General features: G+C 54.3%; 8 protein-coding genes and 1 tRNA gene. 8 read left to right on the top strand and 1 reads right to left on the bottom strand.

What is annotated here, in order from left to right:
• Positions 1 to 24: 24 nt before the first annotated feature.
• The 8 genes from tssH to QMZ65_RS22035 all read left to right on the top strand — a co-directional run bounded on the left by tssH (position 25) and on the right by QMZ65_RS22035 (position 13,519).
• Positions 25 to 2,631, top strand: a complete 2,607-nt coding sequence (gene tssH, locus QMZ65_RS22070; protein WP_097116753.1) for a type VI secretion system ATPase TssH — start codon at positions 25 to 27, stop codon at positions 2,629 to 2,631.
• 29 nt (positions 2,632 to 2,660) lie between these two features.
• Positions 2,661 to 4,103, top strand: coding sequence for a serine/threonine protein kinase (locus QMZ65_RS22065; RefSeq protein WP_097116754.1), 1,443 nt, complete (start codon positions 2,661 to 2,663; stop codon positions 4,101 to 4,103).
• Positions 4,104 to 4,123: 20 nt separating this feature from the next.
• Positions 4,124 to 6,046 (top strand): type VI secretion system Vgr family protein, encoded by a 1,923-nt coding sequence (locus QMZ65_RS22060; protein ID WP_097116755.1) that lies wholly within the window; start codon positions 4,124 to 4,126, stop codon positions 6,044 to 6,046.
• The gene (locus tag QMZ65_RS22055) at positions 6,043 to 6,456 is read left to right on the top strand and encodes a DcrB-related protein (protein ID WP_097116758.1); all 414 of its coding nucleotides are present in this window, start codon (positions 6,043 to 6,045) and stop codon (positions 6,454 to 6,456) included. Before QMZ65_RS22060 ends, QMZ65_RS22055 begins: the two co-directional genes overlap by 4 nt.
• A gap of 2 nt (positions 6,457 to 6,458) precedes the next feature.
• Positions 6,459 to 10,946 (top strand): RHS repeat-associated core domain-containing protein, encoded by a 4,488-nt coding sequence (locus QMZ65_RS22050; protein WP_176505714.1) that lies wholly within the window; start codon positions 6,459 to 6,461, stop codon positions 10,944 to 10,946.
• Positions 10,943 to 11,332: a hypothetical protein gene (locus QMZ65_RS22045; protein WP_097116760.1), complete on the top strand. Its 390-nt coding sequence runs from the start codon at positions 10,943 to 10,945 to the stop codon at positions 11,330 to 11,332. The genes QMZ65_RS22050 and QMZ65_RS22045 overlap by 4 nt, the downstream gene beginning before the upstream one ends.
• An 820-nt stretch (positions 11,333 to 12,152) precedes the next feature.
• Positions 12,153 to 12,635: an Hcp family type VI secretion system effector gene (locus tag QMZ65_RS22040; RefSeq protein ID WP_097116761.1), complete on the top strand. Its 483-nt coding sequence runs from the start codon at positions 12,153 to 12,155 to the stop codon at positions 12,633 to 12,635.
• A 17-nt stretch (positions 12,636 to 12,652) separates the two neighbouring features.
• Positions 12,653 to 13,519 carry a BAR domain-containing protein gene (locus QMZ65_RS22035; RefSeq protein WP_045813563.1) on the top strand — a complete coding sequence of 289 codons (867 nt, stop codon included), beginning with the start codon at positions 12,653 to 12,655 and terminating at the stop codon, positions 13,517 to 13,519.
• Between the two features lie 593 nt (positions 13,520 to 14,112).
• Here QMZ65_RS22035 and QMZ65_RS22030 read toward each other — a convergent pair.
• Positions 14,113 to 14,188: transfer RNA gene (locus QMZ65_RS22030), tRNA-Asn, on the bottom strand.

Below are 14,188 nucleotides of genomic sequence, written 5' to 3'. Positions count from 1 at the left end.
CTTCTTCTATTATAGAGATTCGATATGTCAGAAATCAGCCGCGCCGTGTTATTCGGCAAACTGGACACGCTGTTATTTACCTCGCTGGAAAGCGCCACCGCCTTTTGTAAGCTGCGTGGCAATCCCTATGTCGAGTTGGTGCACTGGTTGCATCAACTGATGCAGCAACAGGACGGGGACTTACAGCAGATAATCAGTCATTTTTCACTGGATGAAAACGCGCTGACGCGGGATATCGTGGCGGCGCTTGACCGTCTGCCACGTGGTGCGAGTGCCGTATCCGATCTTGCCGAGCACATCGACAGTGCCGTGGAGCGCGCCTGGGTCTATGCCTCGCTCAAATACGGAGCCAGCCGCATTCGTGGCGGTCATCTGTTGATCGGTCTGCTTAAAACCTACAGCCTCGCCAGTGTGCTGAAAGGTATTTCAGCGCAGTTTGCGCGTATTAACGTCGATGCTCTGCTGGATCAGTTCGATGCTTTACTGAGCCAGAGCAAAGAGGCGCAGCAGGCGCTGTCCCAACCGGATGTTGCTGCAGCCCCGGCAGCCGCCGGCAGCAGCACGCTGGCGCAGTACGCCCAGGATCTTACTGCGCGAGCACGTGAGGGCCGTATCGATCCGGTCTCCGGTCGCGATGAAGAGATTCGTCAGATGGTGGATATCCTGATGCGCCGTCGCCAGAACAACCCGCTGCTGACCGGCGAAGCCGGTGTCGGCAAGACGGCGGTGGTGGAAGGGCTGGCACTGCGCATTGCTGCGGGTGATGTGCCTGCGCCATTACGCGATGTACAACTCTGGCTGCTGGATATCGGCATGTTGCAGGCCGGTGCGGGGATGAAGGGGGAGTTTGAAGCGCGTCTGCAAGCGTTGATCAACGAAGTGCAGTCGAGCGCGACCCCGATTGTGCTGTTTGTGGATGAGATTCACACCCTGGTCGGCGCGGGTGGACAGCAAGGCACGGGTGATGCCGCTAATCTGCTTAAACCGGCACTGGCGCGCGGACAGCTGCGCACCATCGGCGCCACTACCTGGGCCGAATATAAAAAATATATCGAGAAGGACCCGGCACTGACGCGTCGCTTCCAGACCGTGCAGGTGCAGGAGCCGGATGAAGCCAAAGCCATCCAGATGCTACGCAGTACGGTTAGTGCGCTGGAGAAACATCATCAGGTGCTACTGCTGGATGAAGCGGTCAGTGCAGCGGTCAAGCTGTCGCACCGCTACATCCCGGCGCGGCAGTTACCGGATAAAGCAGTGGCGCTGCTGGATACTGCCTGCGCACGGGTCGCCGTCAGTCAGGGGGCACAGCCTCCGGAGCTGGAAGATTGTTTGCATCGTCTGGCGGCACTCGACATTGAAGCGGAAATCGCTGGGCGCGAGGCGAAAGTCGGGCTCGGTGCCCCTGAGCGCCAGCAGGAAATTGCCCGGCAGCAGGCATCACTCAGCGCTACGCGAGAGGCATTGACCGCGCGCTGGCAGCAGGAACGAACGCTAGTGGATCAACTTATTGCGTTGCGTGCACGTTGTGTCACTGAAGATGAAACTGCGCTGCGCAGTGAGCTGGATGCCACCCGGCAGCAGTTGCATGAATTGCAGGGTGAAGCACCGCTGCTGTTTGCCGCCGTGGATGCCAGCGTGGTGGCGGCCGTAGTGGCAGACTGGACCGGCATCCCCTTAGGACGCATGGTAAAAAACGAGATCGATGCGGTGCTGAACCTGGCGGAAACCCTGAACCAAAGAGTCATCGGCCAGCGCCATGGGCTGGATCTGATTGCGAAACGTGTGCGCACCTCACGCGCCCGTCTGGATAACCCCAACAAACCGGTCGGCGTGTTTATGTTGTGTGGCCCGTCTGGTGTGGGGAAAACCGAAACCGCGCTGGCGCTGGCCGAATCGCTGTATGGCGGCGAGCAGAACATCATCACCATCAATATGAGTGAATTCCAGGAAGCACACACCGTTTCCACCTTGAAAGGCGCGCCTCCGGGCTATGTCGGTTACGGCGAAGGGGGTGTGCTGACCGAGGCGGTTCGCCGTCGGCCTTATAGTGTGGTGCTGTTGGATGAAATCGAGAAAGCACATCCGGATGTGCATGAACTGTTCTTCCAGGTGTTCGACAAAGGCTGGATGGAAGATGGTGAAGGACGCCATATCGATTTTCGTAACACCATCATCATCCTGACCTCCAATGTGGGCACACAGCTGATTAGCGCATTGTGTGCCGATCCGGAACTGTTACCGGAACCTGACGCGCTCAGCAATGCACTGCGCAAGCCGCTGCTGGAGGTGTTCCCGCCCGCGCTGCTTGGACGCCTGCTGGTGGTGCCGTACTACCCGCTCAGCGATGCGATGCTGGCACAGATCGTCCGATTGCAACTGGCGCGCATTGTGCGCCGTCTGCAGGAGAACCACGGAATCTCAGCGGAAATTGAAGATAGCGTCGTCAGCCAGATCGTGCAGCGCTGCACCGAAGTGGAGTCCGGCGGACGGATGGTCGATGCCATTCTCACCAATACCCTGTTGCCGCAAATGAGCCAGATACTGCTCAGCGCCCACGCCCGCGATGAACGTTACCGTCGGGTGCTGGTGCGTTGTGAACAGGGTGAGTTTGTTTGCCAGTTTGATGTCTAAAGCCGTTCGTTATCAGAGAGTTTTCGTCTATGTCGGAACACGATAATCACCTCAATGTACCCAATGCCTTGCCGCTGGGTTATCGGTTTAATGAGTTTGAGATAAAAGAAGTCATCGGTGGTGGCGGCTTTGGCATCGTCTATCGCGCCTGGGATCATCAGCTGGAGCGCGATATCGCCATCAAAGAGTTTATGCCGGCCTCGTTGGCGGTGCGTAGCGATGGGTTGAATCTGGTGTTGCGCAGTGAGCGGTTCAGCAAAACCTTCCACGCCGGTCTGAACAGTTTTATCCAGGAAGCGCGCTTGTTGGCACGTTTTAATCATCCCAACCTGTTACACGTGCTGCGCTTCTGGGTACAGAATGACACCGCCTATATGGGGACGGCGTTTTACAGTGGTTCCACGTTGTCCAATCTGCGTGCGCGCAATCCACAGCAGATCGACGAAGCCTGGATTCGTCGTCTGTTGCCCCCCCTGCTCGGGGCGATAAAAACCATTCATGATGCTGGCTATCTGCACCGCGATATTTCGCTCGATAACATCCAGATCCTGAGCAATAGCGAACCCGTACTGCTCGATTTTGGTTCCGCACGTAAAACCATCGGTAACCTGTCTGATGAAAGCGAGACCATGTTGCGTCCTGGTTTTGCGCCGATCGAGCAGTATAGCGACAACGATGAAAGCGAGCAGGGTGCCTGGACTGATATCTATGCGCTAGGGGCAGTACTGCACATGTTAATCACCGGTGCGCCGCCGCCGGTTAGCGTGGTGCGCAGCATCGAAGATAATTACCAGCCACTGGTGCAAAGTCGCCCTGCTGGCTATTCCACGGCGCTGCTGAATGCGGTCGACCAGGCACTGGCGTTGAAAGCCGAGGATCGCCCACAAAACATCGATGCGTTTGCGGAACTGATGGCGCTGCCCGAGCACGAATCTGAACCCTTGCTCGCGGCGAAAATCAGTGGGCCTGGCACCATGCTGGTGCCGATCGAAGAGGTGGAAGCCGAGGCTCCGTTATCGCCAGCGAAACGTTTTCTGCAACACCGCTTTGCGCTGCCAGGTTTGGTGGCGGCGGGTGTGCTGGTCGGGCTGGGCGTGGGGGTATTGATGGCCGGAGGCGGTGATGACGTGCCCGTGCAGGCGCAAAACACCACGGTGGCTCAACCCGCTACACCGCCCCCGGTGGTGGCAGAGAAACCGGTGGCCAAGGCCGAAGTCCAGACCGCACAGGCTAAAGTGGAACCCGCGCCGCCCCCGGTACCAGTGGCACAGGTTTACATCCGTCTGCAACCGGGCGAACACGTGCAGGTCAACGGCAAGCAGCAGGCCGTGGTGCCTGCGGCGAATGGTTTTGGCGCGCTGCAACTGGCACCGGGCAACTACACCTTCTCTATCAGCAGCCATAACGGCGCTCGTGAACAGACACTCACCATCAGTGCGGAAGGTGTCTGGCTGCTCGATCCTCACAGTTAATTATTTTCCGGGATTTACTTATGTTCTCACGCATCACCGTCCAGCTACCCACGGAGGGCCTGCTGTTCTGGAAACTCAGCGGGCGTGAAGCCCTGTCGGAATCATTCACCCTCCAGGCGGAGTTGTTGGCGACCGATGCGCGCATCGATCGCCATGCTCTGCTGGGCAAGTCGGTGACTTTTACGCTGCCGACACAGAATCTACTCACGCCACGTTACTTCAACGGCAAAATCACCCGCGTGGCCGTGCGCAGTGAGGAGCTGAATGGATCGCGCTATGCAGTTCATGCCCTGACCGTTGAACCCGACGTGTGGCCAATGAAACGTGATCGTAACCTGCGTATTTTCCAGAGCCAGACCGTGCCGCAAATCGTGCAGACGTTGCTGAAAGAGTACAACGTCAACGTCGAATCAAAACTCGCCAGTAGCTACCGGGTATGGGAATACTGCGTGCAGTATCAGGAGAGCAGCTTCGATTTCATCAGCCGCCTGATGGAACTGGAGGGGATCTACTACTGGTTTCGCCACGAATCCGATAAGCATACGCTGGTTCTGTGCGATGCAGCCGACCAGCATCAGGCGTTCAGCGGCTATGCCACCATTCCCTACCACGTAGCCCCTTCCGGTGGCAGCATAACGGAAGAGGGGATCAGCCAGTGGTCACTGGCCGAGAGCGTGACGCCGGGAATGTACAGCACGGATGACTATGATTTCCGTAAACCCAATGCCTGGATGCTTCAGGCGCGGCAGAACCCGGTTGCGCCCACGCCGGGTTCGGTGGATGTCTATGACTGGCCGGGTCATTTTGTTGACCACAGCCACGGCGAGTTTTACACCCGCATCCGCCAGGAAGTGTGGGAAGTGGAGCATCACAGCGTCAGTGGCACAGGTACGGCGAGCGGCATTGCGCCTGGTTACACCTTTGGGCTGCTCGATGCACCGCATTTCAGCGATAACGGCACTTATCTCACCACCAGTGCCGAATATAAATTCGAAGAAAACAGCTATGCCAGCGGTGATATTACCTCCTCGCACAATATCACCTTTACCGTGCTGCCGACCGCGATCACTTTCCGTGCGCCGCCCCGCACGCCATGGCCAAAAACCCACGGTCCACAGACGGCGAAAGTAGTGGGCCCCAAGGGAGAGTCGATCTGGACCGACCGTTATGGCCGGGTCAAGGTGAAGTTTCACTGGGACCGGCTGGCAAAGGGCGATGATACCAGTTCGTGCTGGGTGCGTGTTTCCAGCGCCTGGGCGGGCCAGGGATTTGGCGGCGTGCAGATTCCGCGTGTCGGCGACGAAGTGGTGGTGGACTTTATCAATGGTGATCCGGACCGTCCGCTGATCATTGGTCGCGTGTACAACGAGGCAAGTATGCCACCCTGGGCGCTGCCTGCAGCGGCGACGCAGATGGGTTTTCTGAGCCGGTCGAAAGATGGCACGTCAGACACCGCCAATGCTCTGCGCTTCGAGGATAAGTCCGGGCAGGAGCAGTTGTGGATCCAGGCGCAGAAGAACATGGATACCAACGTTAAAAACGACGAAACCCACAGCGTGGGGGGGTCGCGTACCGTCAGTGTCACTCAGGACTACAACGGCACAGTGTCGGGCAGCCACACCGAGGCGACGCAACTGGCCCATTCCCAATTGGTGGGCGGTGGTTTTATTCAGCGTGTGCAGGGGGCGATTGTGCAGGCTTCCGACAGCGGCATTCGTCTGGTGGCGGGCCAGTCGGTGCTGGAATTAGGCGCTAACGGCCAGGTCACGTTGCAGTGCGTGAATTTTAATATCGATGCTTCCGGCACCGGGCAGATCAACACCGGCGGTACGCTGGATCTGAACCTGAAACAACCCGGAGCATTACCCGCAGTGGAACCAACTCCAGCGCAAATCCAGGACGCCGTTAAAGCGGCATTTGATCAAGGAAAAGATAAAGCATGAAAACCGTTCCTTTTGCCCTCTCAGAAGGCGTACTTAACCTGCCCGCCGCAGTCCAGGACCACAGCATCAATGTGCTGAAATTCGCCGATGCGACGTTGGTTATTACCCGTGCCTGGGATGTCCCGGCAGGAGATGAGGAGAAATACCTCAGCCAGCAACTGGGCAAAATTAAACGCAATATGAAAAAGGTGGTAATGGGTGAGATCGCCGACAGCGATATCGCCGGTATGCCTGCCCGCGAGGTGGCGCTGCGCTTCGAAAATCAACATGTGATGGTGTATGAAAAACTCGCCGTGGCACGGGTGGATGACCACTTGCTGGCGTTTACCCTTAGCCGCATGCAGCCGTTTGATGCAGATGGCGATGCCTTCTGGGCCGCGATCAAAGCGGGTTTGCAACCGGGAGGCTGAGGATGACAGATTATCTCGCGGCGCGCATTGGCGATCCGCTGGTACACAGTTCGGCGCTGGCGGATTTTGTCGGCGGCCTGGTGGAAGGAGCGATTGTCGCAGGCATCATGATCGCCGCCGGCACCGGCGTTGGGGCGCTGCTGGGTGGCGTGGCCATTGCTACGCTGGTGTTCAGTGGAGGGCTGGAGAAGATCGGCAACGCGGCGGCATCGCTGGTCGACAGCCTGATCGACCCCGGACCGCCGGATGCGTTTATTGTCAGCGGGTCCGGCAACGTCCATATCAAAGGGAAGCTGGCGGCGCGCGCGGCGGGCAGCGTGTCACGTGATTACCTCAACGCGCCCGCGGCGGCTGACAATGGCATCGACTGGGCGGCGGTTGGCATGCTGGCACTGACCGGTGTGGCGGCGGCGATGAAGACCGCGCTTAACCCTGGTGCCGCGCTGATGGCGGTAGCCGAGCGCGCCAGCCATCTCTCAGTAGATGATGTAAAGGAGTGGGGCAAGAACGTCTGGACCAGCCTGATGCAGCCGGTGGTGGAGAGCGCCAGTCCGTATGCAACGCCACTGCCGCTCGATACCGTGGCCTGTACTAAAGGTCATATGGTCACCAGCAGCAATTTTATTGCGCAGGGCTCGAAAAAGGTGCTGATCAACAATCAGCCTGCCGCACGTAACGGCCACAAAAGTACCTGTGAAGCGGAGATCAAACTGAGCGAAAACCCGCGCGTACGCATCGGTGGCGATACCATCACGGTGCGCGATATCCACAGCGGTAAAAACATCTGGGCATACATGGCCGGTAACCTGATTGGCGGGGCGCTGGTAGGTATTCTGCCGGAGCTCTACCGCTTCGGCTTCAGCCGCCTGATTTTACGCGGGCTGGCAAAAGATATCGTTTGCCCCATCGGCGGGAATATCGTGATGGAAGGCGCTGTCCAGACGCTACACCCGGTGAATATTGCCACCGGGGCGAAAATTCTGGCACGGGAAGAGGATCTCGATTTTGTGTTGCCGGACCGCATGCCGCTTTACTGGCAGCGCATCTACCACAGCCGCAATCTGGCGACCGGGATGCTCGGTACTGGCTGGATGCTGCCGTTCGAGGTGCGCCTCTGGCGCCTGCCGGACAATCAACTGATCTACCAGGACATGACTGGCCGTGAGCTGGGCATGGGGGAAGTGCATGCGGGCGATGTGATTGATTTCAAGGGCGAGGGGCTGAAGCTGTTTTGCAGCCCGAACGGCGCGATGGTGATGCAAACCAGTGAAGGTGAGCATCAGCTGTTTGAGCCGGATCCCACGCGACCGGGGGAATGGCGCATCCACCGTATTTATGACCGCCATGAAAACGTACAGCATTTCAGCTGGAACGATGAGGGCAGGCTGCTACGTATCTCCAGCGATAACGATGCGCTGGATGTGGAACTGGAATATGACACCCATTACGGGCGTCTGAGCGCGGTTTACCAGATAGCGGCAGGATCCCGGCATCTGCTGGTTACCTATGATTATAACGACCAGGGGCAACTCACGACGGTGACGGACGCCGACGCTGTCGTCACGCGTCGTTATGGCTGGGATCAGGCGAGCGATAAGCTGGCGTGGCACAGCTATTCCACTGGACTGAAGGTCCAGTATCAGTGGCGGCCCGCACTCAACTCACGGCACTGGCGTGTCGATGCTTATCAGGTCTGTGACGAACAGGGTGACGTGCTGGAGAGCTGGCGCATTGAAACGGATGAGCAGCAGCGGGTGGCGCGTGTCAGTAATGATGAAGGCGTCAGCAGCGAGCACCACTGGGATGCATTGAGCCGCATCACCGCCTGGACCGATGCACACGGCGGACACTGGACATATACCTGGAGCGGCGACAGCGAACAGTTGCTGGCGATGACGCAGCCGGGGGGCGCACGCTGGGAATACGCCTGGGATGAACGCGGCAATCAGACGATGGAGCGTGACCCGCTGGATCGCACCCGCATCACCACCTGGCATCCGCTGTACGCGTTGCCCCTCAAAGAGGTGCTGCCAGATGGCGCACAGTGGCAGTATGACTATAACCTGGCGGGTGATGTCGTCGCACTGACCGATCCCACGGGCGGCGTGACCCGTTTCGAATGGAATGAGCAGGGGGATCTGACGCGGCGTATCGATGCACTGGAAAACAGCCATCAATTCTGGTGGGACATGCGCGGACAGCTGATCCGTGAAGAGGACTGCTCCGGCTACCAAAGTCAGCGCCAGTACGACGCCTGCGGAAAACTGCTCAGCACCACTGATGCACTGGGTAACACCGACCGCTACCAGTGGAGTGCAGCGGGACGACTGCAGACCTGGGTGCGCGCCGACGGGCGGGAAACGCTGTTTAAGTACAACAAAGCCGGGTTGGTGTGCGGTCAGAACATCGACGGCATGCTGGAGCGCAGGGTGACGCTTAATGCACGCGGTCAGGTCACCGAGGCGATTGACCCTGCCGGACAGGTGACGCGCTATGACTTCAGCCGCGCCGGGCGGCTGGTGTCGCTCACCAACGGCAACCGGCAGCAGTGGCATTTTGCGTACACGCCAGCCGGGCTGCTGACGCAGCAGCAGGATTACGCCGGACGTCAAACCGAATACCAGTACAACGGCATGCAGCAGGTGGAGAGCGTGATCCGTCACCCGGTGCAGGACAGCCCGCTGGCACCGCAGGTGGTGAATTACGACTACGACGTGCTGGGCAGGATGACGGTGCGCGAAACGGCACAGCACCGGACCGAGTATCGCTACCACGCCATGAGTACGGAGATCCACCGCTTCCCCTACGCTGCATGGCGGCAGGCCATGATCAGCGAGTGTGAACCGGCAGAGGCGGAAGTGATCGTTTTTCAGCGTGATGAGCTGGGCAGGCTGGTCAGCGAGCAGAACCACTCGGGCACTTATCAGCATCAGTATGATGCGCTGGGCAACCTGAGTGCCTCCGTCTACCCTGACGGACGTGAAATGCAGTTCCTGCGCTACGGAACCGGCCATCTGCTGGAGATGCAGCTGACGCTCGGCGGGCGTACGCATGCGCTGGCGGGCTACCGGCGTGACCGTCTGCATCGCGAAACTCACCGTACGCAGGGCGAGCTGGAGCTGGAGACGCAGTACGACATTGCCGGGCGCATGACCCGGCGACGCAGCGTGGATAATTTGCGGCAGCGTCTGGTGTCTGAACGGCGCTACCAGTGGGACCGTGCCGATCAGATTATTCGCCAGATTGTCACAGATGGCGCCCCGTCCAGCCCGTCAGAAAAATACAGCCAGTCACTGTGGGGCTACGATGCGGCAGGCAGAATGACGCGCAGCATTCAGCCGGACGGCGAGGAACGTTTCTGGTATGACGCGGCGGATAACCGCACCGGCGAAGATCTGCACCCGGTGTGGAATAATCTGCTGAAGCGTCTCGAGGGTATCCGCTGGGAATACGACGGTTTTGGTCGTATGACGGAACGGCACGACACCCGGCGCGGTATTGTGCAGCGCTTTCATTACGACGATGAACACCGCATACGTGAGGTGCTTATAGAGGGTGATGCCGACTACACCCGCGCGCAGTATCAGTATGATGCGCTGGGGCGCCGCACCGGCAAGCAGGTCTGGCGGCGTCATGCTGTGAAGCCGGAATGCACGCACTACTCGTGGTCCGGCATGCAGATGGTGGGTGAGCACAGCGACAGCAAACCCGATGCCGCAGTGCAGTATGTCTATGCAGAAAACAGCTACGAACCGATAGCGCGCGTCGACAGCAGTCAGCAGCACGCGGAGGTGTACTGGTATCACTCGGAGATGAATGGCCTGCCGGACAGAGTGACGGACAAGCGGGGTGACACCGTCTGGCAGGGGGCGTTTACCGCCTGGGGCCGCACGAAGCGGGAAAGTAGTGGAGTTGACTGGAAAGTGCCGCAGAACCTGCGGTTTCAGGGACAGTACCTTGACCGTGAAACCGGTCTGCACTATAACACTTTCCGGTACTATGACCCGTGCGGTGGGCGGTATACGCAGCTGGATCCGATAGGGTTGATGGGTGGGTTGAACCTGTATGGGTATGTGCCGGATCCGCTGGGCTGGGTGGATCCGCTGGGGTTGAGTCCCTGCAAGCCAACAAAAGTATTGCCTGATGCAGAACAAGGAATTTATAACTATAGGGGGATTCATAAGGGGCACCCTGAATGGGACAATGCATTGAGAGGGAAAGTAGTTCCGGGCAATATAAACTCTAAGCTCTCTGCAGAAGAGCATAATCTTGGTGGTTTCTCTGCAAATAGCCCATACACCTCTTGGACAGATGATCCAAATGTTGCGAGAAGATTCGCAGGAGAAGATGGTGTTATCTTAAGAGTCAAAACAGGTGCACCTAAAGCTGGAGATACTTGGTCATGGGATATATCTGTTGACGATTATTTTGAAAGAGAAATATTACTCAAAGGTATTCGAAGCAATGATGTTGAGGTTTTCTTACCATGAAAAATTCTGATGATATAAATTTGTTAAGGAAATTCACTCCGAATAATATAAAGAGTGAGGTTTTTTCTTCGGAGATTATTTTTTTTAAGCATTATCAAAGGAATAAAGGTGAAGAGCTTCGTGAGCTAATAATTCACATTGAGAATGCTAATTATTCAGGTCTGTCAATTAATGGTGGTGATACTTCTGTTCGCATCTTGACAGAATTTAAAGGTGAAACTATTAGCATTCTGGCAGGAAAAAATAGTGTTTACTTTTTTAAGTTGTATATAAATGAAAATATGGAGGACCTCATTTCATTTATCTTAATTAAGAGAAATAAACGGACAAAAGAAGAATTACAATCGATGGCCAAAAAATTAGGAATCAAAGAGATACCATATTAACGCTAAAAAACCGGAATCGAACTCAGCGATCCTTCCGGCTTTTAAAGGTCAGCCACTGACCTGCGCCAGCAAGGTCTCGATCTGTTGTCGGGTCTGTCTGGCGTCCCGCTTCTGCTGCACATAGCGGGCCACTACATCATTCACACGGGCCGGGCTGAAATCTTCGGATAGCCGCCCATTACCTGCACGCGAATGCGCATACCCATACTCACCTCAAACACCGTCTGAGTCAGTCACTTCCCGGCAATGTTCACCTGCGGCGTGCTCCGGTCTCCCCGGTGCGAGCGGTATCCCAGAACATACTGCCGTTCCCGCTTTGCAGCTTTATCTGCGGTAGTGCCGCGTTCCAGTCACGATAATTTCCTCGCTTAGTTACTATGGAGAGCAGTGATCAAGGTTGTCCACCCTTTATTGCCGCGTTAAAACCTGTTCCGATCAGCACGCGCCTTGCAATTATTTCTTCCAGGAAGGCCTAAGCGTTAAAGAAATAGCGGATAGAATATTGGATGATGAGCCCATCCATTTATAACAAAAAGACGTATGCGAACTCTACGATCCCTCGGCTTATTATATTTAGCGGTAATAAATCAGAGTGAGTTAGCCCTGTTCAACTTTCACCGTTACCTTCTGTCCGCCTCAAATTAATTCTAGTTCTGTAAAATGTTAACAAACTGATTAGTTGTAATGGTCCTAAGCATGAAAGCTCCTTTTAAGAAATGTCCTAGAATGAGTTAGTGTTGGTCCAAATAGTTGAAATAAAGATTGATTAAGATTATTTATTAATACCGTTAATCATTCTATATAAGCAAAGGAGCCTGATATGGCCGTAGATATGTATCTGAAAGTAGAGGGAGTCAATGGTGAATCTAACGACTCAAATCATAAAAACTGGATAGATATTCAGTCCTTTAACTGGGGAGCCAACCAACCAGGTAATATGTCAGTAGGTGGTGGCGGGGGCGCAGGCAAAGTTCAGTTCAGCGACTTTGCTGTGCAGGCTTTTATTGATAAAGGTACACCGGCCATTATGAAGTTTTGCGCATCTGGTAAGCACGTTAACAGCGTAGAACTGTCAGTATGTAAAGCCGGAGGCCAAAAAGTTGAATATGCCCGCATAGTACTCGAAGATGTCCTGGTCACTGGCTGTAAATTCACTGGCGTTGGAAGTACCGATAAAATCATGGTCAGTTATTATTTCCAGTCGGCAAAAGCCAATGTTCATTACTGGGAACAGACAGAACAGGGTACGAAAGGTGCAGAAACGCAAGCGGGATGGGATATTAAACAGAATAAAGAAATTTAATTACTGGGGGCTTCAAAATGGCTGGAATAGCATCCTCTATAACCAATGCTATCAATAATGGCGGTTCATTCAATAGTTCAGAGATGGAATTATTGGTTGATATTATCAATAATACTCATGACGATGATTTATATAGTTTTGCGAATGATGATGTTGAACAGGCTATGAAAACCTATACATCACTTCTTGCAAACAGCAGTGGTCGTGCTTCTGTAAGAGGTGATGATCTTGAAATGGGGTTATTAGCAAACAGAGCTAATTTAGTCCTGTCGACGCCAGACAATAAAGGTTTTTATAATAAATATAAATCTGGGAATTCCGAGTGGTGGAATCCCTTAAAGGTTAGAGATGTGTATAACAAGTCATCAAGAGACTATCTCTGGGAGATTTTAGCCCCAATTGGGACCTTTTTGACTTCTGGCAGCACAATTGCCGCAATAATGAGAGAAGTAAGTGTTAGGGTGGCGCTGTACTCTGCCGGTTCAACTTCAATATTTGTATCTTTATTATTAATCTTGAGATCTAGAAATAAAGACGATCAACTTAAAAATAATAAAGATCTGATGAACTCATTTAAGTCTCTTGCCAAAGCCAAAATTGAATTAAATAAATCTTATTTAAAGATGCTTTCAAAGCTAAGGAATGATTTAGGCCCCCATGTAAAGGATGATAAAAAGGAAGATACCATAGCTAATCTAAATAGTGATTTAGGTCTGTGGAATGCGAGTTCTAATATGAGGAGCTTTGTAAACGAAGGGTTTCTTAAAGTTTCGGGTGATGCTAACCCTCAGATTAAAATAGAAGGTAATGATTGGTTTATTAAATTTGATGACAGCATGACATTTAGCAAGAAAGATGTGGAAATTCTTGAGAGGCTGTCTTAATCACTTGCCATTATCGGTATTAGTTACGGCGCAGTTGCGCATGATATTGTGCGTAATTCGTAAATGCCTTTACAAGTCTCAAATTGTATTCTGCATGCTAAGCTATGGCCAAGAGCAACAGTTTTGGCCTTTTATCCCTCTGCATTTTAGCAGATATCCACAATTCAACACTATTATGTCCAGGACTTGCACCATACTCTAACCCGGGATCTTCAAACAGATTTTTATCGCCAGTGCTTCCCAGTTAAAATCGTCCAAGATATTAAAGGTATAGAATGGTACGCCACAGGTCACTTCTGATTTGGCGCATAACGTGTGGCTAGCGGTGCAGGGCTGAGCATCGACAAAATTGCTTACACTTGCAAAGGGAATTCGGTTTCAGCTTGCAGTAGATGCGGTGAGCAAGTTTATTACCTAATCGATCAATATTCGCATGTGATGTGTCTTTGTCTATGTCTATCTGACACCAGATTTGACCACCAATTTTCCCCGATGCGGAGGGTAAAATGAAAGTACATCGGGTAGAGTTTTCACGCTCACCTGTTGAATCAAAATAATGCAGAAATTCGCAAGGATGCATGAGAACTGGAAATTGGCTCCTCTGACTGGACTCGAACCAGTGACATACGGATTAACAGTCCGCCGTTCTACCGACTGAACTACAGAGGA

It is taken from the genome of Pantoea sp. EABMAA-21 (assembly GCF_030053335.1).
GTDB classification, from domain to species: Bacteria; Pseudomonadota; Gammaproteobacteria; order Enterobacterales; family Enterobacteriaceae; genus Pantoea; species Pantoea communis.
This window is presented reverse-complemented; position numbering and strand designations above follow the sequence as displayed.

What these genes read in the sequence shown, in the direction of transcription:
- QMZ65_RS22050 (WP_176505714.1), top strand. Translation starts at nt 6,459, where the DNA reads ATGACAGATTATCTCGCGGCGCGCATTGGCGATCCGCTGGTACACAGT.
- QMZ65_RS22055 (WP_097116758.1), top strand. Translation starts at nt 6,043, where the DNA reads ATGAAAACCGTTCCTTTTGCCCTCTCAGAAGGCGTACTTAACCTGCCC.
- QMZ65_RS22045 (WP_097116760.1), top strand. Translation starts at nt 10,943, where the DNA reads ATGAAAAATTCTGATGATATAAATTTGTTAAGGAAATTCACTCCGAAT.
- QMZ65_RS22040 (WP_097116761.1), top strand. Translation starts at nt 12,153, where the DNA reads ATGGCCGTAGATATGTATCTGAAAGTAGAGGGAGTCAATGGTGAATCT.
- QMZ65_RS22065 (WP_097116754.1), top strand. Translation starts at nt 2,661, where the DNA reads ATGTCGGAACACGATAATCACCTCAATGTACCCAATGCCTTGCCGCTG.
- tssH (WP_097116753.1), top strand. Translation starts at nt 25, where the DNA reads ATGTCAGAAATCAGCCGCGCCGTGTTATTCGGCAAACTGGACACGCTG.
- QMZ65_RS22060 (WP_097116755.1), top strand. Translation starts at nt 4,124, where the DNA reads ATGTTCTCACGCATCACCGTCCAGCTACCCACGGAGGGCCTGCTGTTC.
- QMZ65_RS22035 (WP_045813563.1), top strand. Translation starts at nt 12,653, where the DNA reads ATGGCTGGAATAGCATCCTCTATAACCAATGCTATCAATAATGGCGGT.